We start from the raw sequence: 22592 nt of genomic DNA on the forward strand, positions 1-22592 counted from the left end.
GAGACCCCCGCTGGTTGATCTACTGGGCGCACTGATCTTGCTTTGCCACGGTTCACCTCGCCGCAGTTTATCGCTTAACGGGGTGTCTCTGAGTCTGGGCAAGATCAGCCTGGTCCTGCTGCACTAGTGGCAGTTGCCTTGCTGATGCCATTGCCGATATGCGGCAAGGCGGTTGTCCGTCACTCTTGACTTGCTCCCTGGCCAGCGGCGGCAAGCACGGTTTCAGGCGCGGTAGCAGTTGACCTGGTTACGGCCGCCCGCCTTGGAGGCATACAGGGCCTGGTCGGCTCGTTCGATCAGCTGCTGATACTTCTGAGTAGGCAGGCTCAGGTCGGCCACCCCCAAACTAATGGTGAACGGGATACCTTGCCCCTCATAAGTGACCAGCAGGGACTCGATGCGCTGACGCAGGCGGTCGGCAAATAGCATGGCCCCGGCACTGTCGACATCCGGCAGCAGCACCACGAATTCCTCGCCGCCATAACGCCCGGCATAATCGGTGTCGCGCACCTGCTCGCGCATTACCTCGGCGACGGCCTGAATCACCTTGTCCCCGGCCGGATGACCATAGGTGTCGTTGACCTTCTTGAAATGATCGATATCGAACATCACCAGTGCGGCCATGCTCTGATAACGCCGGTGCCGGGCGTATTCGTGCTGCAGGCACTCTTCCCAGTAGCCACGGTTATTCAGGCCGGTCAGGCGATCGGTACGCGAGAGTTGTTGCAACTGCAGGTTTGCCGCCTGCAATTGCAGCTTGTTTATCGCCACGCTGGTCACGTCATAAATGATCAGGCAAATATGCTCGATACTGGTATTGGTGGCCTGCAGCGGCAAAATGGTGGTGTTCTGAAACATGAACTCTTCCTGCCCGGTGATCGGCTGGTAGTTCTTGAACTTCACCAGATAGGGTCGCTGTTCCCAGATGGTGAACGCCGGCGTGCCTAGCGTCACCACCCCTTCGACCTTGTGGCGGAACCAGTTTTCCTCGATTTCCGGAAACAGGCTGAACAAGGATTGCTGATGCACCACATGGGGCTGCAGGCCCGAGCGGTTCTCCATGAAGGTATTCCAGACGTGTACGCGGTATTCGCGATCCAGCACCACGACACCGACATCGATGCTCTGCACCACGGCCAGCAGCCAGTGAAACTCGTTAAACTCCAGATTCTCGTTCATGTTCAGTTCATCAGGTAAGCAAGCTTGTTGGAAAGCAACGCCACCGAATCTTCAGTAAACAGCAGCAGTAAGTCGAAATGAATATGGTGGCCTTCGATGCTGTAGCTGATCTCCACGGCCAGGGTGGTTTTCCAACGTGGTCGGTTGAGCTTGATCAATTCCTCGATCGAGGCATGCTCGCCCAATACGGAGGGGTGGCTGAGGGAAAACTGCGCATCGATCTGCCCGGCAATACCATTCAGGCAGGCGCCGATCAGTACAGTGGAAAGGTCTAGGAGCATTTCCATTTCGGAATACTCGGACGAGAACCCACTCATCAGTCGGGCCATCTCGCCCAGTTCCGAGTCATGGAAAATCAGCAGCGCCTCACCAGCGATGCCACTGCCGATAAACCCCTGGCACACGGCGGTCAACCCGTCACCGCGCTGGGCATCCGCCAGGGCCATGTGCAGCTCGCCGACTTCAAACAGATTGACATTCGGCACCGGCAGTTGCACAAACACGTCCAGCAGCTTGGCTAGCAAGGCGGCAGCGCGGCCCATGGCAACGTTGACCACCTCACGAAAGGCATCGATAAAACTGATGGTGGAGTCATCGCCGACCGCATGCACGGCCAGTTCACTGCCGCGGCTGCCAAGTAACTCAAGGCGCTCGAGGGTTTGTCTGAGCAGATCGGGATCAGCCGGCTTTTGCACAAAGGCCAGCGCGCCGAGCGCCATGACCCGCTGCATCGCCTGCTCCTGAACATCGCCAGACACCACAATGACCTTGCAGGTCAGGCCTTCGGCCTGCAAGGCAGCGAGCACCTGATAGCCGTCCATCTCGGGCATCGTCAGGTCGAGTAGCATCACATCGATCTGCCCTTGACGCAGAATGGCCATGGCCTCCATGCCGTTGGCCGCCTGCGTTATGGCGACAGGCCAGTCGACAGGCAGCGCACGGAGCAATTGCTTGCGCGCCATACTGGAGTCGTCACAGATAAGCAGAGTGCTGACAGTCATGCGCATCACTTTCTATAGTTGCCTGCCGGCCGGGAACGCGGCGGACCTGTTGTTGCCGGTATCAATACGCCATGCGTTGCATCGTTACGGTAATCGCTAGTTTTACGGTAAAACACCCCGCAATGGTGGAAACATAGCAACAAAAAAGGTGGCCAATGGCCACCTTTAGTAGAAGCGACTGGAAAAGGCGCCTCAGTAGTAGGCGTTTTCCTTGTTGCTGTGGTCGGTTACGTCGCGCACACCTTTGAGCTCCGGGATGCGTTCGAGCAGGGTTTTCTCGATGCCTTCCTTGAGGGTCAGGTCGACTTGCCCGCAACCCTGGCAGCCACCGCCAAACTTCAGAACCGCGATGCCGTCTTCGACCACATCGATCAGACTCACTTCGCCGCCATGGCTGGCCAGCCCAGGATTGATCTCGGTCTGCAGGTAATAACTGATGCGCTCGTTGATCGGGCTGTCTTCGTTGACCATCGGCACTTTGGCATTTGGCGCCTTGATCGTCAGCTGACCGCCCATGCGATCGGTCGCGTAATCGACCACGGCATCTTCCAGGAAGGGTTCGCTGACCGCATCGATCCAGGCCGTAAAGCTGGCCAGGGCTATCGCCGTATCATCCGGCTTTTCCTCGCCCGGCTTGCAATAAGCGATGCAGGTCTCGGCGTACTGGCTGCCCGGCTGGGTTATGAAGACACGGATGCCAATACCAGTGGTGTTCTGCTTGCTCAGCAGATCAGCCAGATAGTCGTGGGCAGCGTCGGTAATGATAATGGTGCTCATGGCAACTCCTCGCAAACATGGTCGCAGTGTACGCCAACCTCCGGGCTTCAATAAAGCCCGAGTGTTTATCTCGGAATAGCTTTGCTGTAACGCCACCCCCGCCCACGAGTCCAACACTCATTGGACACTCAGAGGTGACCGCTGATGAAACTACTGTTCCCCGCCCTCTGGGTCGCACTCTGCGTACTCTGCACGCCGGTTCACGCGGATCCCCGCCAACGCATGACCAGCAGCGAAACAGCGACGCCGGTGCTGGAATTGTTTACCTCGCAAGGTTGCAGTTCGTGCCCACCGGCAGAACGCTGGCTATCTGCTCTGACCGAGCATGCAGCGCTTTGGAACGAGGTTATCCCCCTGGCATTCCACGTCGATTACTGGGACCAGCTTGGCTGGGTGGATCCATTCGCCAACCCAGGCTATAGCGCCCGGCAACGGGCATATGCACGCTACGGTGGCAGCAAAGGGGTATATACCCCGGAATTCATCCTGGCCGGCCACGAGTGGCGCGGCTGGTTCCAGCGTCAGCCGCTGCCACTGGCGCAGACACCGTCGCCGCCAGTTGGCAGGCTGGTGCTTGAGATTGACGGCGACAATCTGCAACTGACGTTCAATCCAGCCCCTTCGGCTCCAGCCCATCTGACGGCCCATGTTGCACGCCTGGGCTTCGGCCTGAGCACCGCGGTAGTGCGAGGCGAAAATGCCGGGCGCACGCTAACCCATGACTTCGTGGTCTTGACCCTGCAACAGCTTGGAGCCAGTGCAACGAATCACTGGCAGACCCGTCTTGCCGCCGACTCGCGTGGCGAGCGGCAGGCATTGGTCGCCTGGCTCACCGCGCCAGGGCAACCAGCGCCCTATCAGGCGGTCGGTGGTTGGCTGGTAACTGCCGGTACAGATGGCCAATAGCAGGGCCGCACAACGCCTCTGCAACAGATCATTTCGGATGGCGGCGCGGTCAGGTCGGTGTATGGCCGCGTGCGGCTCAATCCTCTGCAATACTCCAAGCACAGTCGATGCGTCTGCAATTGCAGGCGCGATAGCCTGAAAAAGGAGCTTCCCCACGATGTACAAGCAAATGATGATTCCCGTCGACCTCGCCTATATCGACCGCCTCGAGAAAGCGCTGAGAACCGGCGCAGACCTGGCGAAGCTGTATGACATACCGGTCTGTTACATCAGCGTATCGGCCAACACGCCAACCGAAGTCGCGCACAATCCGACGGAATTCAAGGAAAAACTGCAACAGTTCACTCTGGATCAGGCAGAGCGATACGGGCTGAAACAAGTCAGTGGGGTTCCCTATTTCAGCCATGATCCGGCGGTAGACCTGGACAAGACCTTGCTCAAAGCGGCCAAGGATTGTGGTGCAGACCTGGTGGTGATGGCGTCCCATGTTCCCGGCTTGGCGGAACACCTATTCGCCTCGAACGCCGGGTATTTTGCGTCCTATTCCGAGGCTTCGGTGCTGGTAGTGCGCTAAGCGTGCAGGCACGAGCCAATTCGAAAGCTTAACCTGCACGCCCGTGGTGTTAACCGCCGGGCTTAGAGGTTTTCATAGCGGTGCATATCCAGCACGCCGGCCTCGATCGGCTCGGTTTCGCGGATATACGCCGACAGCTCATGGAAATAGCGCCAGAAATCGGGGTGACTGCGACGAACCCCCCAGCGCCCGACCAGTGTGTCGAACGCTTGGGCGTCACTCACCAACTCCATACTGCGCACGAATTCCGGAACCTCCTGCGCAGTGAGGCTGAACATGAAGTTCGGGTAACTGGTCAGTACCCCCGGGTAAACGGTCAGGGTATCCAGCGCCGGCTGATAACGCAGTTCCTCGCCATACATGAAGGCCACGCTACTGTGCGCACGGTTGCGCAGCAGGCTATAGACCTCACGCGTGCCGTCGGCCAGTTCGACACGCAGCAGGGTCGCTTCCGGCAGCTGGTGAATGACCTTGAGCCCGCGGGCCGGTTTTCCTGTCAGGCGACTCAGCGCCTGCTCGGCCGCCTGCATCTCGGCCGGCAGCCCAGCGCGATGACAGTGCAGGCCATTACAACGGCTGATCGGGTCAGGCCGCGCGTTGAGGCTGCCGTAGCGGCTCAAGAGAGCCTCGGCAAACCCCCGTTTGGGGTCTGCAGCAGGCAGTTGCAGCGCTGTCCGGCTATGGGTATCGATGCGTTGGTAGTCCAGCCACAGCTTCAGCTGGCCACTGTACTGATACCAATCATCGAGGATCGCCTGGCGGGCGTCGGCCGGCATCAGACGCAGGAAGTTCTGCTCGGCACCGTTACGGATCAGGTCGAAATACAAACGCGTCTGCGCCTGATGAGACAGGTTGCCGAACACGTCGAAATTGACCACCAACTGATAATAGGCCCGTTCAAGCAGCGGATAGTCCATCCACCAGAGCGTCTGCGGGATTTCGCCGATCAGGCCTTTGCGCACCGAGGCGCTATCGTGCTGGCGGAAGATGGTCAGCAGCGCATTGTCGTTACCGGCCCAGATGTGCGACCAACTGGGTGCGGGCGCAGCGGCGTAGCTGTCCTTGCGCAGGACCTCATACGCGTTGCGCCTGTTGCGATAAATACGCCACAGACTGAGCAGATTACCGATATCGTCGAACTGGCCAGGCATGGCCAGCAGCGGCGTCGCCTCGGCGCGGTAGCGAGCATCGACCATATACAGATCATGTCGCGGATCCTGGAACACCACCCAGAAGTTGTCACGGATCACATCGGTGGCAATCTGGCCGCGGCACACAGGGCCACGGATAAAGGTGCGCACGAAATATTCGGCGTTATCCAGCATGAACTGATAGCGCGCCTGCGGCGGAATCGCCGCGAACGTCTCGAACGGATTGGCGCGGCGCTGGGCGCCATAACCGGGCAGCGCATCCACCTGCCAGTCGTCGGCGAAGAACAATGCTTTGACTCGCGCCAGCTTGTTCGCACTGAGCGGATAGGTCATGTGGGTCTTGTGTACGATCACGCCCTGGACCGGCGCCAGACGATAATAAAAGGTGCCGCCCGGATCCTCGTTCGGCCGACGCGTAGCAATGGGATCGACCGGTTGGCCAGTCGCTGTGCGCGAACGCAACAGCTGGAAGAAATGCCCTGGCTCGCCGCCCTTGAAATGCAGGTGCGCGAGAAACAGGTGCTCGTACAGCCAGCGTGAGACCAGGCTTTCACGCGCCCCCGGAGCGTTGAGAAACTGCTCCCAGGTCGCGACCTGCTCGGCCTCGGCCTTGCTCGCCTGGAGTGCTTGCTGATCGACGGGCGCGCCTTGCTCCAGCCAGCGCTGCAGGGTTTGATAATCCACCTCGCTCAGGCCGGTAACCGCGAAAGGCATGCCCGCTTGAGGGTTTTTCCTGGCGAAGCCCGCGAATTGGTCAGGCCGAGGACACTGATTGTCACGCCTGATGCTGATGTCCAGGTCCGCCGGCAGCTTGGCATTGGCGGTTAGTACTTCAGCGTGACCCAGTTCGAGCATGCGGGTCAGCAAGGCCGCCTGACTGTTCTGCGGCTCGAGCACCGAAAAGAAATCCTTGCGCCGCCAGGCCGCAGCCCCGTGGGCATCAAGAAACAGCCGACTGGTGTCCTGCGCCGCGAGGCGTTTGCCATCGTATACCGGCAACTTGCTCGCCCCACGCTCGAGACCTTCGGCACTGCCCAGATTGAGCTGGCAGGGTGCGTCGTAGCAGGCATGGCAGGCCACGCAATAGCGGGTAAAGATCGGTTGAACATCGCGACTGTAGGAAATCGGCTCAGCCGACAGCAGCAGGCTGATGAACGACAAGCAAGCACCGAGTAGTGCGCGATATGGCATGAGCCGATTCCAAGGATGACTGTACCGGTGAGTTTAACCGCCCCGCACGGTCAACATGAGCAAAATTCATGCAAAACACCGGAGCACTGCAAAAGCGCGCAGCTTTGTTATCATTGCGCATCCCCATTGTGTCAGCTTTGCTCAGGTAGTTCCGCCATGTCCCTGTCCGATCGCAGCGCCCGTCTCCACGCCCTTCAGCAAGCCCTGCAGGAACGCATCCTGATCCTCGACGGCGGCATGGGCACCATGATCCAGAGCTACAAACTGGAGGAAGAGGACTACCGTGGCGCGCGCTTTGCCGACTGGCCGAGCGACGTGAAGGGCAACAACGACCTGCTGATCCTCAGCCGCCCGGATGTCATCGGTGCCATCGAGAAGGCCTATCTGGATGCTGGCGCCGACATTCTCGAAACCAACACCTTCAACGCCACCCAGGTATCCCAGGCCGACTATGGCATGGAAGCACTGGTCTATGAACTGAACGTTGAAGGCGCCCGCCTGGCGCGTCGGGTGGCCGATGCGAAAACTGCCGAGACCCCGGACAAACCGCGTTTCGTTGCCGGCGTGCTGGGCCCTACCAGTCGCACCTGCTCGCTGTCACCCGACGTCAATAACCCCGGCTACCGTAACGTCACCTTCGACGAGCTGGTGGAAAACTACAGCGAAGCGACCCGCGGCCTGATCGAAGGCGGCGCGGATCTGATCCTGATCGAGACCATCTTCGACACCCTTAACGCCAAGGCGGCGATCTTCGCCGTACAACAGGTGTTCGAGGACGACGCCGTCGAGCTGCCGATCATGATCTCCGGCACCATCACCGACGCCTCCGGTCGCACCCTGTCCGGGCAGACCACCGAAGCCTTCTGGAACTCGGTGCGCCATGCCAAGCCAATTTCCGTGGGCCTGAACTGCGCACTGGGGGCCAAGGATCTACGCCCCTATCTGGAGGAGCTGTCGAACAAGGCCGAAACCTTTGTTTCTGCGCACCCCAACGCCGGCCTGCCGAATGCCTTCGGTGAATATGATGAAACCCCGGCGCAAACCGCGGCGGTAATCGAGGAATTCGCCCAGAGCGGTTTTCTCAATATCGTCGGCGGCTGCTGTGGCACCACCCCGGCGCATATCCAGGCGATTGCCGAAGCAGTGGCCAAGTACCCGCCGCGCGCCATCCCCGAGATTGCCAAGGCCTGTCGCCTGTCCGGCCTGGAACCCTTCACCATCGATCGCAACTCGCTGTTCATCAACGTCGGCGAACGCACCAACATCACCGGCTCGGCCAAGTTCGCCCGCCTGATCCGCGATGACAACTACACCGAAGCCCTGGAAGTCGCCCTGCAGCAGGTGGAATCCGGCGCCCAGGTGATCGACATCAACATGGACGAGGGCATGCTCGACTCGAAGAAGGCCATGGTCACCTTCTTGAACCTGATCGCCGGCGAGCCGGACATTTCCCGGGTGCCGATCATGATCGACTCCTCCAAGTGGGAGGTGATCGAAGCCGGCCTGAAATGCATTCAGGGCAAGGGCATCGTCAACTCGATCTCGATGAAAGAAGGCGTCGAGCAGTTCAAGCAGCATGCCAAATTGTGCAAGCGCTACGGCGCCGCCGTGGTGGTGATGGCCTTCGATGAAGACGGCCAGGCCGACACTGCCGCGCGCAAGCGCGAGATCTGCAAGCGCAGCTACGACATCCTGGTCGATGAGGTCGGCTTCCCGCCGGAAGACATCATCTTCGATCCGAACATCTTCGCCATTGCCACCGGCATCGAGGAACACAACAACTACGCCGTGGACTTCATCGAAGCCTGCGCCTACATCCGCGACCACCTGCCCCACGCCTTGACCTCGGGCGGCGTGTCCAACGTGTCGTTCTCGTTCCGCGGCAACAACCCGGTACGTGAGGCGATCCACTCGGTGTTCCTCTACTACGCGATCCAGAATGGCCTGACCATGGGCATCGTCAACGCCGGCCAGCTGGAAATCTACGACGAGATTCCCAAGCAACTGCGCGACGTGGTCGAAGACGTGGTGCTCAACCGTACACCGAACGGCACCGAGGCCTTGCTGGCCATTGCCGACAACTACAAGGGCGATGGCAGCGTCAAGGAAGTCGAAACAGAGGAGTGGCGCACCTGGGACGTCAACAAGCGCCTCGAGCACGCGCTGGTCAAGGGCATCACTACGCATATCGTCGCAGACACCGAAGAATCGCGGCAGGGCTTCAAGCGGCCGATCGAAGTGATTGAAGGCCCACTGATGTCGGGCATGAATATCGTCGGCGACCTGTTCGGCTCGGGCAAAATGTTCCTGCCCCAGGTGGTGAAATCGGCGCGCGTGATGAAACAGGCCGTGGCCCACCTGATTCCCTTTATCGAAGAGGAAAAAGGCGACAAACCGGAAGCCAAGGGCAAGATCCTCATGGCCACGGTCAAGGGTGACGTGCACGACATCGGCAAGAATATCGTCGGCGTGGTCCTGGGCTGCAATGGCTACGACATCGTCGACCTTGGCGTCATGGTGCCGGCGGAAAAGATCCTGCAGACCGCCATCGCAGAGAAGTGCGACATTATCGGCCTGTCCGGTCTGATCACCCCATCGCTCGACGAGATGGTCCACGTCGCCCGCGAGATGCAGCGCCAGGGCTTCAGCCTGCCGCTGATGATCGGCGGCGCCACCACCTCGAAAGCCCACACCGCAGTGAAGATCGAGCCCAAATACCAGAACGACGCGGTGATTTACGTCACCGACGCCTCGCGCGCGGTCGGCGTGGCCACCCAGTTGCTGTCCAAGGAGCTGAAAGCCGGCTTCATCGAGCGCACCCGCCTCGACTACATCCAGGTGCGCGAGCGCACTGCCAACCGCGGCGCCCGCACCGAACGCCTGAGCTATGCCAAGTCGATCGAGAGCAAACCCAAATTCGATTGGGCGACTTATCAGCCCAGCGTGCCGACCTTCACCGGGGTCAAGGTGCTGGAGGATATCGACCTGGCCGTCCTCGCCGAGTACATCGACTGGACACCGTTCTTCATCGCCTGGGACCTGGCCGGCAAGTACCCGCGCATCCTCACCGACGAAGTCGTCGGCCAGGCCGCCACCGACCTGTTCACCGATGCCCAGGCCATGCTGAAAAAACTGATCGACGAAAAGCTGATCAGCGCTCGCGCCGTATTCGGCTTCTGGCCGGCCAACCAGGTGCAGGACGACGACCTGGAACTCTACGGCGATGACGGCCAACCGCTGGCCAAGCTGCACCACCTGCGCCAGCAGACGATCAAGCCCGACGGCAAACCGAACTTCTCCCTGGCCGACTTCGTCGCGCCCAAGGACAGCGGCCTCACCGATTACGTCGGCGGCTTTATCACCACCGCCGGCATCGGCGCCGAGGAAGTGGCCAAGGCTTATCAGGAAGCCGGCGACGACTACAACTCGATCATGGTCAAGGCCCTGGCCGACCGCCTGGCCGAAGCCTGCGCCGAATGGCTGCACCAGCAGGTACGCAAGACCTACTGGGGTTACGAGCCGGACGAACAGCTGAGCAACGAGGAGCTGATCAAGGAAGCCTACAAAGGCATCCGCCCTGCCCCCGGCTACCCGGCCTGCCCGGATCACACTGAAAAAGGCACCCTGTTCGAGCTGCTGGACCCCGCCGCCAAAGAAGGCCATGCCGGCCGCAGCGGCGTGTTCCTCACCGACCACTACGCCATGTTCCCCGCCGCCTCGGTCAGCGGCTGGTACTTCGCCCACCCACAGGCGCAATACTTCGCCGTCGGCAAGATCGACAAAGACCAGGTGGAAAGCTATACGGCGCGCAAGAACCAGGCCTTGAATGTCAGCGAACGCTGGCTGGCGCCGAATCTGGGGTATGACAACTGAGTTAAGCCCTGCCAAACGACAAGGCCCGCATATGCGGGCCTTGTCGTTCTACTACAGATTGAATGGAACACGCACACAGGCATAGCCGGCAACCACTACTCCATCGCCAGTAATCAGAAAAAACTTGCCAGGCGTGCTGCATAACGCCTTGATGACGTACCACGCCAATGGTTCTTACGGCTCACATATAATGTGAGCGCCCGGCCGTATGTTAAACACTCGTATGCGCCCGTTACTTAAGAAGGAGAACGCCCTAGCGGCGGCAATAGCGACCCATTGTCACCCAACAGGGGCAAGATTGTTCGCTGCCCCCTCGGAACGGGTTAAAAACCACATCCTGGCCCACTCATCAAACGTAAATAAATGCCGTACATAACTGAACTTCGCCAACCGACGTTTCTCGGCACATGCTAACGGTAAATAAGATAATCAAAGGAGTCATACATATGAAAATTCATCGTATCAACCCAACAAAACGCTGGTCTGATATCACCGTATTCAACGGCATCGCGCACTTTGTTGAAATAGCCGACGCCGATACTAAAGCCGATATCAAGGGACAAGCTGAACAGATTTTTGCTCAAGCAGAGCAGTCGCTGAAAAAAATCCACAGCGATAAGACTCGCATTTTATCAGCGACCATTTATCTCACTAACTTTACCAACCTGACGGCTTTTAATGAGCTGTGGGACGCTTGGCTTGAAGAAGGCACGGCGCCTAGTCGAGCATGCGTCAAAGCAGAACTGGCTAACCCCGACTATTTAGTCGAGATCTCCTTCGTCGCCGCGGCCGGCGAAGGCTATATAGCGTAGTACGCTTGATGATCGCCATGCTCAGGCAATGAGGCTCAGCCCCTCCACTTCAGGAGGATGGCTACAGGACGGGCACCCCTGATCACCTCAGATTCGCCAGATAGATTCTGCAGGAATGCCAGCACCTCATCAGTTCGCTCCGTGCTGGCTATGGAGCCCCCGGATATCACGCGGCTAATTGCTCACTACTGCTCATGAACCTATCCAGAGCGCCCACAGGCGAGCCGCTGTAAAGCAGTTCTAGCAGTGGCTCGTCAGCAGCGCTGCGAGCGAACAGCCTCTCCTGCGCCATGGGCACCACACGTCCGCAAGCGTCGAGCGTGACGCTGTGGATCGTCACCTAACAGGCAACACCCTGGTCCCGCCAGGCCTGCTACAGCTGACGCGCCAGCGCCATTGCCTGATCCGCGCCGACGCAAGCCTCTATGCCTATACGCCCCTGCGCTACCAGCAAGCGCGCCAATAGTTGCGGCATGACCCGCAGTGAGCTGAGACTCTGACCCAGCACGGGCGCCGGGTTGACCTGATTGATGATTGCGACGTTTTCGTGCCAGGCCGGGTTATGTCCGGCGAGATGATATCGATACCCGCGACATCGAGACCGAAGAGCGCAGCCGCCTGACGCGCAATGGCCGCATTATCGGGGTGCAGGGTTGCCGGGCAGCTATTTTCGCCTCACTGCAAGAGAAATTGATTGTATGACAGGCTCTCGGTGATGGTTCTACTGGCAACTGCCGCACCGGGCTGAGCGATGGGTACCGGCAAGCCGTCTTCGGCCGCCACCACTTCGCGCACCATATCCCAGTCGAGGCGCAGGTTGGCCAGCTCTTCACGTTTGAGCAGTGTATTGATCACGGCAGCATGTCGATCGACAATGGAAGACTCACCCGTGTCGTCAAGCGGCGCATGCGCTTCCAGATACACCTTGCCGTTACTCAAGCCAAATTTGTATGGCTCGTTGATGATGCGCACCGAGGTGCCGACCGGCACCATTTCAGCCAGTTGCAGTACGTTATGGTTAAGCATGCGGAAACAACCATGGCTGACGCGCATACCAATACCGAACTTCTTGTTGGTGCCATGGATCAGGTAACCGGGTACCGACAAGGTCATCTTGTAGGGTCCCAGCGGGTTATTCGGTCCTGGTGGCACGTAAGCCGGCAGCGGATCATTATCGGCCGCATGCTCCTCAAGAATCGACTTCGGCGGGGTCCAGCCAGGATTCGGCGTCTTCGCGGTGATCCGTGCGTCGGCTACTGGCGAACTCCAACCCTCGCGACCGATCCCCAGCGGATAGGTGTGCACTACGTTCTGCCCTTTAGGGAAGTAGTACAGCCGGTACTCGGCGAGATTGATCACGATCCCCTCGCGCGGCCCTGGCGGCAAGATGAAACGCGTAGGCAGAATGATTTCCGTGCCTTCACCAGGCAGCCAGGCATCAACCCCTGGGTTGGCCGCAATCATTTCCAGATAACCCAAGTCGTTGGCCATGCCAAGGTCGGCAAAGGTGTCTTCGTATTTGGCTTTGATCACCCGCACCTGACCGACAATATCGTCGCCAGGCGGTGGTAACGGCCACTCCATGGCAACCACCGAGTTGACGCTGAACAACGCACAGAGTGACAAGCAGCGGGCGACGGCAGGAATGCGCGACAACATCCGAAAATCCTTGACGAAAAGGGCTGACAATTGACAGGGCGATTGTACATCGGCGCTCAGCCGTTGGGAAAAGATCCGACGCCACGGGTGAGCACACTTCAGTGGTTCAGCGCAGGCGAAATCTGTTCACAACTGGCCAGACCAGAGCGGCCGATGCCCGCGACGCTGGGCGTCGAGGGTCGTCCGGCACGCCGAACACAGGCGCGTGTCGCGCAGCATGGTCTTGTCCAGCTCGCGCCAGAGTGGCTGTGCCGGCAACAATCCGCCACACAAGGTACGATCGGCAAAACCGCCCAGCTCGAGCTGGCGCGCGACCAGATGCACGCGCACCTCACGACAGGCGAACAGGTCAAGCTGCTCGTCTGGCTCGATCAGTTGATAGGCGTACAAGGACCAGGCAGAACGCGGCATTGATGGCTCCTAGGCGGGGGCGCCACATTAGCCGAAAGACCGCTCGCGGAAAAGCCTGTCACAGCAGCGACTGCAGGGTCGGCCAGAGGTTTTCCAGGAGTAATGGCTGAGCAGCGGCGGCTGGATGAATACCGTCACGCTGCATCATTCCAGGCACGCCCCCTACCCCATCAAGAAAGAACGGGACAAAGGCCACCTGCTTCTCCTCCGCCAAGCTGGCAAACACCTGGGCAAAAGCGGTCGTGTAGCGCACGCCGTAGTTGGGCGGCAAGCGCATCCCTAACAGCAGCACCTTGGCCCCAGCGGTCTGCGCCTGCTCAATCATCGACGCAAGATTCTGTTGCAATTGAGCAGGGGCCTGGCCACGCAAGCCATCGTTGCCGCCCAGCTCCAAAATGACCAGGTTCGGCTGGTGCTCGACAAGCAGTCCAGGCAGCCGCGCAGCGCCGCCTGCACTGGTATCGCCACTGATCGAGGCGTTCACCACCTGGTGCTCATAACCCTGCTCGGCCAGGCGTTTTTCCAGCAAAGCGACCCAACCCTGACGGGTATCCAGGCCGAAAGCCGCGCTGATACTATCGCCAACGACCAGCACGGTGTCCGCCAGCGCGACCTGCCCCCAGCACAACAGGGTAAAAATCGCACTCATTAACCCTGCACGCATTGGATTCCCCATGAGCTCAAGCATTCTTACCGCCCGCAACCTTAGCAAAGTGGTTGCCAGCGCGGAAGGCGAGTTGACCATACTCCATGACCTGTCCCTGGCGCTGAACAAGGGCGATAGCCTGGCCATCGTCGGCAGCTCGGGCTCGGGCAAGTCGACCCTGCTCGGCCTGCTTGCCGGCCTCGATCTGCCGAGTGGCGGCGCTGTCGCCTTGGCCGGCCACGACCTCGGCGCACTGGATGAAGACCAGCGTGCCCGGGTGCGCGCCGAGCATGTCGGCTTCGTCTTTCAATCCTTCCAGTTGCTCGACAGCCTCAACGCCCTGGAGAACGTCATGCTGCCACTGGAGCTGGAAGGCCATGCCGACGCCCGCGAGCTCGCCCGTGCCCTGCTCGAACGGGTCGGCCTGGGCCAGCGCCTGACCCATTACCCGCGTCAGCTCTCCGGTGGCGAGCAGCAGCGCGTGGCCATTGCCCGCGCCTTTGTGGCAGAACCGGACGTGCTGTTCGCCGACGAGCCCACCGGCAACCTCGACAGTCACACGGGCGAACGCATCAGCGACCTGCTCTTCGAGCTTAACCGGGAACGCGGCGCTACTCTGGTTCTGGTGACCCATGACGAACGCCTGGCCCATCGCTGCCAACGCCTGATTCGCCTCGAAGGCGGTCATCTAGTCGACCACGTGGAACCCTGATGACTCACTTGCCGTTTACTCGATTGCTCTCGTTGGCGACCCGCCAGCTGCTGCGCGACGCCCGCGCCGGCGAGTTGCGCGTGCTGTTTTTCGCCCTGTTGGTAGCAGTCGCAGCCAGCACCGCGATCGGCTATTTCAGCGCGCGACTGAACGATGGCATGTTGATGCGTGCAACCGAGTTCCTCGGCGCCGACCTGCGGCTCAGCGGCAGTTCGCCCGCCACCCAGAAACAGATCAGTCGCGGCACCCAGCTGGGGCTGGATCACGCTCAAGTGGTCGAATTTTCCAGTGTGATTGCCAGCGATGCCGGCATCCAACTGGCCAGCGTCAAAGCCGCTGACAGTGCTTACCCCCTGCGTGGCCAGTTGAAAAGTGCGGCGGCCCCCTACGAACCCGAGCAAACCGGCCCCGGTCCGCAGCCTGGCGAGGCCTGGGCCGAGGCGCGCTTGTTCGCAGCGCTTGAACTGAGCGTTGGCGATGCCATAGAGGTCGGCTCGAAAACCCTGATCCTGCGTCGGGTCCTGACCTACGAACCGGATCGCGCCGGTGACTTCTACAGTCTGACCCCGCACGTGCTGATACACCTGGATGACCTGGCCGCTACTGGCGTGGTTCAACCGGGCAGCCGAGTGCGTTACCGCGAGCTCTGGCGTGGCACGCCAGAAGCCCTGAGCACTTACCGACAAGCAATCGCCCCCAATCTGGCGGCCAACCAGCGCCTCGAAGATGCCCGCGACGGCAATCGGCAAATCGGTAGCGCCCTGGGTCGTGCCGAACGCTACCTGAACATCGCCAGCCTGGCGGCCGTGTTGCTTGCCGGGGTTGCGGTAGCCCTTTCGGCCGCGCGCTTCGCCGCCAGGCGCTTCGATGCCAGTGCCTTGCTGCGTTGCCTTGGCCTGTCGCGCAATCAAGCGCTGGGTCTGTTCAGCCTGCAACTGGCCCTGCTCGGGTTCGGCGCCAGCCTGATCGGCGCCCTGCTCGGCTGGCTTGCCCAGCACGGTCTGTTCTACCTGCTGCAGGGTCTGTTACCCGCGCAGATCCCGGCGGGCGGTTTATGGCCAGCGCTCGCCGGCATCGCCACCGGCCTGGTCGCCCTCGCCGGTTTCGCCCTGCCACCCCTGGCCGCCCTTGGCCGGGTGCCGCCGCTACGCGTACTACGTCGCGACCTGCTACCTGTGCCCGCCAGCTCCTGGCTGGTGTATGGCGCGGCCCTGTTTGCCCTCGGCCTGATCATGTGGCGCCTGAGCCTGGACCTGCAACTGACCTTCGCCCTGCTCGGCGGCGGCCTGGTTGCCGCCCTGCTGCTCGGCGGCCTGCTCCTGCTCGGTTTGCAAAGCCTGCGTCGCCTGCTGGCCCGTTCTTCACTGCACTGGCGCCTGGGGCTCGGCCAGCTGTTGCGCTACCCCTTGGCCGCCGCCGGACAAGCCCTGGCATTCGGCCTAATCCTCCTGGCCATGTCACTGATCGCCCTGCTGCGCGGCGACTTGCTCGATACCTGGCAGAATCAACTCCCCGAGCAGGCGCCCAATCATTTCGCCCTGAATGTCTTACCGGCCGACAAGGATGCGTTCGCCGCGCGCCTGGCCGAGCTCTCGCCCCACCCTGCCCCGCTCTACCCTGTGGTGCCCGGTCGCCTGACCATGATCAATGGCGAGCCGGTACGGCAAATCGTCAGCAAGGAATCCCAGGGCGAGCGCGCCGTTCGCCGTGACCTCAGCCTGACCTGGTCAGCCGATCTGCCGGAGGGTAATGAGCTGCTCGCTGGCGATTGGTGGACCCCCTCCACAACCGACGACTTGCCGGGCGTCTCGGTCGAGTCGGAACTGGCCAAGAGCCTGAAGCTCAAACTGGGCGATCGCTTACGCTTCAATGTCGGCGGCCTCGACCGCGATGCGCGGGTCAGCAACCTGCGCCAAGTCGACTGGAACAACTTCAAGCCCAACTTCTACATGATCTTCGAGCCCGGCACCCTGCAGGACCTGCCGGTCACCTACCTGACCAGCTTCTACCTGCCCGCCCAGCAGGAACGGCAATTGGTCGAACTGTCACGCGCCTTCCCCGCGGTCACCCTGCTGCAAGTCGAAGCCCTGCTCGCGCAACTGCGCAGCATCCTGGCCCAGGTCACCCTGGCCATCGAATTCGTCTTGCTGTTCGTGCTCGCCGCCGGCCTGGCGGTGCTGTTCGCCGGATTGCAGGCCACCCTCGACGAGCGCATCCGCCAAGGCGCCTTGCTGCGCGCGCTGGGCGCAGAACGCAAATTACTGGTCAGGTCGCGACGGAGCGAGTTTGCCCTGCTTGGTGCAATCAGTGGCCTGCTGGCGGCCATCGGCTGCGAATTGATCAGTTTCCTGCTGTACCGCTTCGCCTTCGACCTGGCCTGGCACGCTCACCCCTGGCTATTGCTCCTGCCGCCAATCGGCGCACTGCTGGTGGGTGGCGCTGGCGTGCTCGGCACTCGTCGTGCGTTGAATGTCAGCCCGCTGACGGTGCTACGCGAGGGCTGATAGACTCGCGCTTTATCGGCCAGACAGCAGTTATATGAGTCGCTATCGTCCACCCCGCTCTGCCGGCACGCCACTGATCACCCCAGAAGGCGAAGCACGCCTGCGCGCCGAACTGCACGAGCTCTGGCACGTACGTCGGCCCCAGGTCACGCAGTCGGTCAGTGAAGCGGCCGCACAAGGTGATCGTTCGGAAAACGCCGAATACACCTACGGCAAGAAAATGCTGCGCGAGATCGACAGTCGCGTGCGCTTTCTCACCAAGCGTCTGGAAAGCCTGAAAGTGGTCAGCAGCCGCCCCAGCGATGCCGACAAGGTCTACTTCGGTGCCTGGGTCACCCTCGAAGACGAGAACGGCAACGAGTCACGCTATCGGATTGTCGGCCCGGATGAGCTGGAGCTGAAACTCAACCTGATCAGCATCGACTCGCCCCTGGCCCGCGCCCTGGTTGGCAAGGCCCTGGATGCCGAAGTCCGGGTGCCAACCCCGACCGGTGAAAAGACCTGGTACGTGATCGCCATCGAGTACCCGTGATGGCGGGAGCCGCACGAGACTAGATTCAACGCCGGGTGATCAAGCCCTGCCGGGCGACCCGCGTCAACTCATGCACGGTGGCGTGCAGATCCTCGGCACTGGGTGCTTGCAGCACGGCCATATCGAAGCTGTCGCTGGCGAAGCGCGCCAACCCCTGATGGTCATCGACGAAGTGGATCAGAAAGGCGCGCGGCCCGCCCCAGCGCTTGGGCCAGCCGTCGAGATAGCGCAGCAGGGTCGGCTGGTGACTGCCGCCCAGGAGAATTTTCGGATTGCCTTGACTCAGCCCGGAAGTGATCGGGGCCAAGCGAGTCAGCGATTGGGGACAACTCATGCTCATGTCTCCGCCTCATGAATCCCGCCGGGCAGGTGAGAGGCGACACCGAACCAGCGCTTTAGCGGTATTTCGAAGCCTCCGCAGAGTACTTCTCAGAGCCTTGCAGTCTGCAAGTAACTCGGCGCCCCGCAAGTAGCTGTTTAAATCGGCGCATGGGTCAGCATCCTAGAGAAGCCTGCGCAATACTGTCAAGACAGCGCCGCGCATGGGAATCGAAAGCCATGAAAAACGATGTTCTGCGCCTGTTCTTTGCTCTGGGTTGCCCGCCTGAACTGGCCGAGGGCATCGCCACTTGGCGCAGCAGCCTGCACCTGCCCGGCCGCCCAGTCGCAACAGCCAACCTGCACCTGACCCTGGCATTTCTTGGCCAGCAACCGTGCGCTCGCGTTGCCCAGATGCAAGACCTGGCGGGCGAAGTACGCGCTACGGCATTCGACCTGCATCTGGATCGCCTCGGACGGCAGCGCAATGGCCTGCTGTACCTGGCTCCGAGCCACACACCGGAGGCATTGCTGGAGCTGGTTGAGCAGCTGTACAGCAACCTGAGCAGTGCCGCGATCCAGCTGGACAGCCGACCTTTTCGCGCTCATCTCAGCCTGCTGCGGCACTGCCCCACGCAAGCAATCGACGCGAACCCATCCTTCGATTGGCCGGTATCCCGGTTTTCCCTGTTCGCATCCGAGCAGAACGCACGCGGCACCCATTATCGGCAGCTGCACACCTGGCCATTATTGCGCGACGAGCAAGAGGGAAGTTTCACCGCGGAATAAACCGGCGCCCACCAGTTGCCTCGCCCTGCGCTCAATAGCAGCACAGGAGATCCGTAGGTGCCGTGCTGTTCACTCAATAAAAATGCCGCCTTCCCTTGGCAGGAAAGCGGCATTTTTCTGAGATGGGAACCGCAGGGCGGCGCCCGTTAGGTTCGGCCGAGTTGCTTAGCCGGCGATTTGCTTGTCCAGCGACAGCTTGCCTGCGCCCTCGATCAGAACTGCCAGGCTTATCACCAGCAATGCCAAGGCGAATTCATAGCCGTTGTTGCTCATGAAGAAGCCGTTGGCCATGTGTACGGTGACAATCGCCACCAGCATGGTTACCGCCAGCACTGCCGCCGCCGGACGAGCCAGCAGGCCGACGATCAACGCCAGGCCGCCAAAGAACTCAGCGCTGCCAGCCAACAATGCCATCAGATAGCCCGGTGCCAGGCCGATGCTCTCCATCCACTGACCGACACCCGCCAGACCATAACCGCCGAACCAGCCAAACAACTTCTGCGAACCATGCGCCGCAAAAGTCAGGCCAGCGATGATGCGTAAAATGGTCAGGCCGTAACCTGCTTGAGTAGCGACGACAGATCTGATCAGGGTGTTCATGGGCTGAAATCCTTGTGAGTGAGGTGATGGAGCAAAGAATAAACTAATTATCAGATACTAAAAGCCGATAAAGTCGCTTGTTGGTATCGTATAAATAGATCAATTACGCACACCCACCACTGCCTTCTGCGGCTCCAGCAAATAACGCTCGCGGTCATAGGCAAGGTAGTACTTGTTCACACTGCTGACATAACTGACCACGCCCATCCCGACCTGCTCCATGGCGATCCGCTCGACCTGAAAGAACCACTGATTGGGGTTCAGGCCTCGTCGGCGCGCCTCGGCACGCATGCTCTGCACCCGCTGTGGCCCCATGTTGTAACCCGCCAGCACAAAGGCCATGCGCTCGCGCTCGTTGAGCTGGGGGCTGTTGAAGAAGTTGCGCCGGATCATCGCCAGGTACTTGGCGCTGGCTTGCACGTTGTTCTCCAACACGCCGATATTGGCGATCCCGACAGTGCGCGCCGCGCCCGGGGTTATCTGCATCAAGCCGGTGGCACCACCGGCCCCCCGCGCCGCCGGATTGAGGGTGGACTCTTTGAACGCCAGCGCCGCCAGGAACAGCCAATCGAAGTCCTGCTGCGCGGCATGCCGCTGCAGCACCGGGCGCACCTTCTCCAGGCGTTGGCGCTCGGTTCGTCCGAGCGGGTAATGCACCCTGTAGAGGCGCCGGTAGACTCGCTGAAAGGCACCATCCAGATCGGCCGGATCGCGATAGGCCGCCAGGAAGCGGTCGACACTGGCGCCGAGCATCGGTGCTTCACGTCGCAGGTACCAACGCATGTTGCCGTCCCTGGCCAGCACCAGGTGCGGCTCCAGGCGCAACTTGGGCATGACCTTGGCCCAGCGCTCGGCAATCGGCTGCTCCACCGCGGTGATGCTATAGATACCAGCCTGCACCATTTCCAACACGTCCTCGACGGCCAGGCTGGGGTCGACCCACTCGATGATGATCGGAGGTCGCTTGTCCTGCAGCAGTTTCTGGTTGAACGCCTGCACGGCAACGCCCGCTGCGCTACCGGCCGCCAAGGCCAGGCTGCGCCCGGCCATCTGCTCGAGACTCTGATAACGCCGATCGCCCTGACGCGCCACTATGATCAAGGGAACATTGCTGCGGATCGCCGCACTGGCGCTGATACCGTTGCCACCAAGCACACTGAGCAATTCCCCTGGCGCGACAAGATCGCCCTCGCCACGCTGCAAGGCAGCGAGCAGCTGGTCCTTGGCTTTGGGAATAATCGTCAGCTTGAGCGCGCGGCCATCGCGGGCATTACGATTGAGATACTGCTCGAATGCACGCAAGCGATGGTATTCCACCCCAATGCTCTGGCCTTTGATTTCACCGGAGCTATTACGGCTCTGGTTGACCAGCACACGCAGTTCACCGCTGCTGCGAATGCTCGCCAGATCACGCGCCTGGGTCGGCTGCCGGACCTCCGGCGGCCCAGCCACACGTGCAGCAGCCGACAACGGCAGCAACAGCAAAACACAGAACAAAAGCAGCGGGCGCGACATCGAGTCTCCACGGCAAGGGCGGCCACCAGGCGGCATTGGCCGAGTGAGACTACCGCAGCGCTCGCCAAGTACCAGGAATGCGTGGGGCGCGGAGATTCGCACAGCTCGCTTTCGGATACCAGCCCAAGGAACTACTTAACATTACAAAGACGCTATAAATAACTGTAATTTATAGCTTTTTTTAAATCAAAAAAGCTCTGCTATGCTGCCATCCCCAAACCATAGGTCGCACCATGCAACTCATCGACATTGGCGTCAACCTGACTCATCCAAGCCTCGCCGAACAGGCTGAAGCCCTGCTCGCCCGCGCCTACGCGGCCGGTGTCTGCCAGTTGCTGCTGACCGGCACCAGCCTCGAACAAAGCGAACAGGCTCTGGAACTGTGCCGCCAGCTGGATGAAAACGGCCAGCGCCTGTTCAGCACCGCCGGCATCCATCCGCACGACGCCAGCAGCTGGAACGCCGACAGCGCCAAGCAACTGCAGGCTTTGCTGCGTGAGCCACAGGTGCGCGCCGTCGGTGAATGCGGACTCGACTTCAATCGTGATTTTTCCCCACGCCCGCAACAGGAAAAAGTACTCGAGGAACACCTGGCCCTGGCCGTCGACCTGCAACTGCCAGTGTTTCTCCATGAGCGTGACGCCGATCAGCGCCTGCTGGAGATCCTGCGTGACTACCGCGACCGCTTGCCCGCTGCGGTGGTGCACTGCTTCACCGGAGAAAAACGCGCCCTGTTCAACTACCTCGACCTCGATTTGCATATCGGCATCACCGGCTGGATTTGCGACGAGCGTCGTGGCACTCACCTGCACCCGTTGGTGCGGGAAATTCCGGTCGGCCGGCTGATGCTGGAAACCGACTCGCCGTTCCTGCTGCCACGCAGCCTGCGGCCGAAACCGAAAAATGGCCGCAACGAACCCGCCTTTCTGACCGAGGTACTCAGGGAGGTGGCGCTGCACCGCAACGAAAGCCTGGAAACCCTGGCGGCGCACAGCACCGCCTGCGCCAGGCAGTTCTTCAGCCTGCCGGTCGTTGTCGATACCACTGCCGAGCGCGAGGACAACTGAAGCGTGCGACAGCGCTTCGTCGAAGACGCCCAGACTCCTCACAGGGCCAACGGCTCTAGCCTGCGCAACGCTTAACCAGAATTGGGCATTTTCTAAAGTCCACCCAAGAGCAGTCGTTAACAAGGACGGAGCGTCCTGTTGATAGAGATCAACAGGCGCATTGCAGTTTCGCGAGACAGTAGCGGCACTTTGCCAATACCACTTTCGCCGCCATCAGAAGAAGACACCATGGGCTCTTGGGTTCGCGACCTTTCACTCAAATACAAGTTCTGGGCCGTCAACGCCGTGGCCTTCTTCACCACCCTGCTGCTGGTGCTGTATGCCCTGCAACTGGAACAACAGGTACGCGTCGATGCGGCCAAGAGTGCCGCGCAA

The 22592-nt window shown here is 60.7% G+C and carries 20 protein-coding genes; 10 read left to right on the forward strand and 10 right to left on the reverse strand.

Annotated elements, in window-relative coordinates:
• Nucleotides 1–222: 222 nt before the first annotated feature.
• The 3 genes from LJY18_RS08715 to nfuA form a co-directional block, all read right to left on the reverse strand.
• Nucleotides 223–1179, reverse strand: coding sequence for a sensor domain-containing diguanylate cyclase (locus tag LJY18_RS08715; protein ID WP_238041416.1), 957 nt, complete (start codon nucleotides 1177–1179; stop codon nucleotides 223–225).
• Nucleotides 1180–1181: 2 nt separating this feature from the next.
• On the reverse strand, nucleotides 1182–2180 hold the full coding sequence (locus LJY18_RS08720; protein ID WP_238041417.1) for a response regulator: 999 nt from the start codon (nucleotides 2178–2180) through the stop codon (nucleotides 1182–1184).
• A 192-nt stretch (nucleotides 2181–2372) separates the two neighbouring features.
• Nucleotides 2373–2957, reverse strand: coding sequence for a Fe-S biogenesis protein NfuA (gene nfuA, locus LJY18_RS08725; protein WP_238041418.1), 585 nt, complete (start codon nucleotides 2955–2957; stop codon nucleotides 2373–2375).
• A 144-nt stretch (nucleotides 2958–3101) separates the two neighbouring features.
• On the opposite strand from nfuA, the gene LJY18_RS08730 reads away from it, so the two are divergent.
• Nucleotides 3102–3863 carry a DUF1223 domain-containing protein gene (locus LJY18_RS08730; protein ID WP_238041419.1) on the forward strand — a complete coding sequence of 254 codons (762 nt, stop codon included), beginning with the start codon at nucleotides 3102–3104 and terminating at the stop codon, nucleotides 3861–3863.
• 157 nt (nucleotides 3864–4020) lie between these two features.
• Entirely contained in the window at nucleotides 4021–4437 is a 417-nt protein-coding gene (locus LJY18_RS08735; RefSeq protein WP_238041420.1) for a universal stress protein, read from the forward strand.
• A 62-nt stretch (nucleotides 4438–4499) separates the two neighbouring features.
• On the opposite strand, the gene LJY18_RS08740 is transcribed toward LJY18_RS08735, so the two are convergent.
• Nucleotides 4500–6779 carry a fatty acid cis/trans isomerase gene (locus LJY18_RS08740; RefSeq protein WP_238041421.1) on the reverse strand — a complete coding sequence of 760 codons (2280 nt, stop codon included), beginning with the start codon at nucleotides 6777–6779 and terminating at the stop codon, nucleotides 4500–4502.
• 156 nt (nucleotides 6780–6935) lie between these two features.
• On the opposite strand from LJY18_RS08740, the gene metH reads away from it, so the two are divergent.
• The 3 genes from metH (at nucleotide 6936) to LJY18_RS08755 (ending at nucleotide 11930) form a co-directional block, all read left to right on the forward strand.
• On the forward strand, nucleotides 6936–10652 hold the full coding sequence (metH, locus tag LJY18_RS08745) for a methionine synthase (protein ID WP_238041422.1): 3717 nt from the start codon (nucleotides 6936–6938) through the stop codon (nucleotides 10650–10652).
• A gap of 446 nt (nucleotides 10653–11098) precedes the next feature.
• Nucleotides 11099–11464, forward strand: coding sequence for a RidA family protein (locus LJY18_RS08750; RefSeq protein WP_238041423.1), 366 nt, complete (start codon nucleotides 11099–11101; stop codon nucleotides 11462–11464).
• 328 nt (nucleotides 11465–11792) lie between these two features.
• The gene (locus LJY18_RS08755; RefSeq protein WP_238041424.1) at nucleotides 11793–11930 is read left to right on the forward strand and encodes a hypothetical protein; all 138 of its coding nucleotides are present in this window, start codon (nucleotides 11793–11795) and stop codon (nucleotides 11928–11930) included.
• A gap of 209 nt (nucleotides 11931–12139) precedes the next feature.
• On the opposite strand, the gene LJY18_RS08760 is transcribed toward LJY18_RS08755, so the two are convergent.
• The 3 genes from LJY18_RS08760 to LJY18_RS08770 form a co-directional block, all read right to left on the reverse strand.
• Entirely contained in the window at nucleotides 12140–13123 is a 984-nt protein-coding gene (locus tag LJY18_RS08760) for a L,D-transpeptidase family protein (RefSeq protein ID WP_238041425.1), read from the reverse strand.
• A 126-nt stretch (nucleotides 13124–13249) separates the two neighbouring features.
• Entirely contained in the window at nucleotides 13250–13534 is a 285-nt protein-coding gene (locus LJY18_RS08765) for a hypothetical protein (RefSeq protein ID WP_238041426.1), read from the reverse strand.
• Between the two features lie 58 nt (nucleotides 13535–13592).
• Nucleotides 13593–14198, reverse strand: a complete 606-nt coding sequence (locus LJY18_RS08770; RefSeq protein ID WP_330872731.1) for an arylesterase — start codon at nucleotides 14196–14198, stop codon at nucleotides 13593–13595.
• Nucleotides 14199–14208: 10 nt separating this feature from the next.
• Here LJY18_RS08770 and LJY18_RS08775 point away from each other — a divergent pair, with 10 nt between their 5' ends.
• From LJY18_RS08775 to greB, 3 genes are read left to right on the forward strand one after another with little or no spacing between them, the layout of a single operon-like run.
• Nucleotides 14209–14892: an ABC transporter ATP-binding protein gene (locus LJY18_RS08775; protein ID WP_238041428.1), complete on the forward strand. Its 684-nt coding sequence runs from the start codon at nucleotides 14209–14211 to the stop codon at nucleotides 14890–14892.
• Nucleotides 14892–17396, forward strand: coding sequence for an ABC transporter permease (locus LJY18_RS08780; RefSeq protein WP_238041429.1), 2505 nt, complete (start codon nucleotides 14892–14894; stop codon nucleotides 17394–17396). The genes LJY18_RS08775 and LJY18_RS08780 overlap by 1 nt, the downstream gene beginning before the upstream one ends.
• Nucleotides 17397–17430: 34 nt before the next feature.
• Nucleotides 17431–17928 carry a transcription elongation factor GreB gene (gene greB / locus LJY18_RS08785; RefSeq protein ID WP_238041430.1) on the forward strand — a complete coding sequence of 166 codons (498 nt, stop codon included), beginning with the start codon at nucleotides 17431–17433 and terminating at the stop codon, nucleotides 17926–17928.
• 25 nt (nucleotides 17929–17953) lie between these two features.
• Here the strand turns inward: greB and LJY18_RS08790 are convergent, their stop codons facing one another.
• Nucleotides 17954–18262 carry a class I SAM-dependent methyltransferase gene (locus LJY18_RS08790; protein ID WP_238041431.1) on the reverse strand — a complete coding sequence of 103 codons (309 nt, stop codon included), beginning with the start codon at nucleotides 18260–18262 and terminating at the stop codon, nucleotides 17954–17956.
• A gap of 224 nt (nucleotides 18263–18486) precedes the next feature.
• On the opposite strand from LJY18_RS08790, the gene thpR reads away from it, so the two are divergent.
• The gene (thpR, locus tag LJY18_RS08795) at nucleotides 18487–19035 is read left to right on the forward strand and encodes an RNA 2',3'-cyclic phosphodiesterase (RefSeq protein ID WP_238041432.1); all 549 of its coding nucleotides are present in this window, start codon (nucleotides 18487–18489) and stop codon (nucleotides 19033–19035) included.
• A gap of 165 nt (nucleotides 19036–19200) precedes the next feature.
• On the opposite strand, the gene LJY18_RS08800 is transcribed toward thpR, so the two are convergent.
• Both LJY18_RS08800 and LJY18_RS08805 read right to left on the reverse strand, forming a co-directional pair.
• Nucleotides 19201–19635, reverse strand: a complete 435-nt coding sequence (locus LJY18_RS08800) for a DoxX family protein (protein ID WP_238041433.1) — start codon at nucleotides 19633–19635, stop codon at nucleotides 19201–19203.
• Between the two features lie 99 nt (nucleotides 19636–19734).
• Nucleotides 19735–21150, reverse strand: a complete 1416-nt coding sequence (locus tag LJY18_RS08805) for a transglycosylase SLT domain-containing protein (protein ID WP_238041434.1) — start codon at nucleotides 21148–21150, stop codon at nucleotides 19735–19737.
• 233 nt (nucleotides 21151–21383) lie between these two features.
• On the opposite strand from LJY18_RS08805, the gene LJY18_RS08810 reads away from it, so the two are divergent.
• Nucleotides 21384–22217 carry a TatD family hydrolase gene (locus LJY18_RS08810; protein ID WP_238041435.1) on the forward strand — a complete coding sequence of 278 codons (834 nt, stop codon included), beginning with the start codon at nucleotides 21384–21386 and terminating at the stop codon, nucleotides 22215–22217.
• Nucleotides 22218–22592 lie beyond the last annotated feature (375 nt).

The organism is Pseudomonas sp. MMS21 TM103 (assembly GCF_022132145.1).
In the GTDB taxonomy this organism is placed as follows: domain Bacteria; phylum Pseudomonadota; class Gammaproteobacteria; order Pseudomonadales; family Pseudomonadaceae; genus Aquipseudomonas.

Coding starts and splice junctions, on each gene's coding strand:
- LJY18_RS08715 (WP_238041416.1), bottom strand. CDS start 1,179: ATGAACGAGAATCTGGAGTTTAACGAGTTTCACTGGCTGCTGGCCGTG.
- nfuA (WP_238041418.1), bottom strand. CDS start 2,957: ATGAGCACCATTATCATTACCGACGCTGCCCACGACTATCTGGCTGAT.
- LJY18_RS08790 (WP_238041431.1), bottom strand. CDS start 18,262: ATGAGTTGTCCCCAATCGCTGACTCGCTTGGCCCCGATCACTTCCGGG.
- LJY18_RS08780 (WP_238041429.1), top strand. CDS start 14,892: ATGACTCACTTGCCGTTTACTCGATTGCTCTCGTTGGCGACCCGCCAG.
- LJY18_RS08735 (WP_238041420.1), top strand. CDS start 4,021: ATGTACAAGCAAATGATGATTCCCGTCGACCTCGCCTATATCGACCGC.
- LJY18_RS08750 (WP_238041423.1), top strand. CDS start 11,099: ATGAAAATTCATCGTATCAACCCAACAAAACGCTGGTCTGATATCACC.
- metH (WP_238041422.1), top strand. CDS start 6,936: ATGTCCCTGTCCGATCGCAGCGCCCGTCTCCACGCCCTTCAGCAAGCC.
- LJY18_RS08765 (WP_238041426.1), bottom strand. CDS start 13,534: ATGCCGCGTTCTGCCTGGTCCTTGTACGCCTATCAACTGATCGAGCCA.
- LJY18_RS08775 (WP_238041428.1), top strand. CDS start 14,209: ATGAGCTCAAGCATTCTTACCGCCCGCAACCTTAGCAAAGTGGTTGCC.
- LJY18_RS08810 (WP_238041435.1), top strand. CDS start 21,384: ATGCAACTCATCGACATTGGCGTCAACCTGACTCATCCAAGCCTCGCC.
- LJY18_RS08805 (WP_238041434.1), bottom strand. CDS start 21,150: ATGTCGCGCCCGCTGCTTTTGTTCTGTGTTTTGCTGTTGCTGCCGTTG.
- LJY18_RS08760 (WP_238041425.1), bottom strand. CDS start 13,123: ATGTTGTCGCGCATTCCTGCCGTCGCCCGCTGCTTGTCACTCTGTGCG.
- LJY18_RS08770 (WP_330872731.1), bottom strand. CDS start 14,198: ATGCGTGCAGGGTTAATGAGTGCGATTTTTACCCTGTTGTGCTGGGGG.
- greB (WP_238041430.1), top strand. CDS start 17,431: ATGAGTCGCTATCGTCCACCCCGCTCTGCCGGCACGCCACTGATCACC.
- LJY18_RS08720 (WP_238041417.1), bottom strand. CDS start 2,180: ATGACTGTCAGCACTCTGCTTATCTGTGACGACTCCAGTATGGCGCGC.
- thpR (WP_238041432.1), top strand. CDS start 18,487: ATGAAAAACGATGTTCTGCGCCTGTTCTTTGCTCTGGGTTGCCCGCCT.
- LJY18_RS08730 (WP_238041419.1), top strand. CDS start 3,102: ATGAAACTACTGTTCCCCGCCCTCTGGGTCGCACTCTGCGTACTCTGC.
- LJY18_RS08740 (WP_238041421.1), bottom strand. CDS start 6,779: ATGCCATATCGCGCACTACTCGGTGCTTGCTTGTCGTTCATCAGCCTG.
- LJY18_RS08800 (WP_238041433.1), bottom strand. CDS start 19,635: ATGAACACCCTGATCAGATCTGTCGTCGCTACTCAAGCAGGTTACGGC.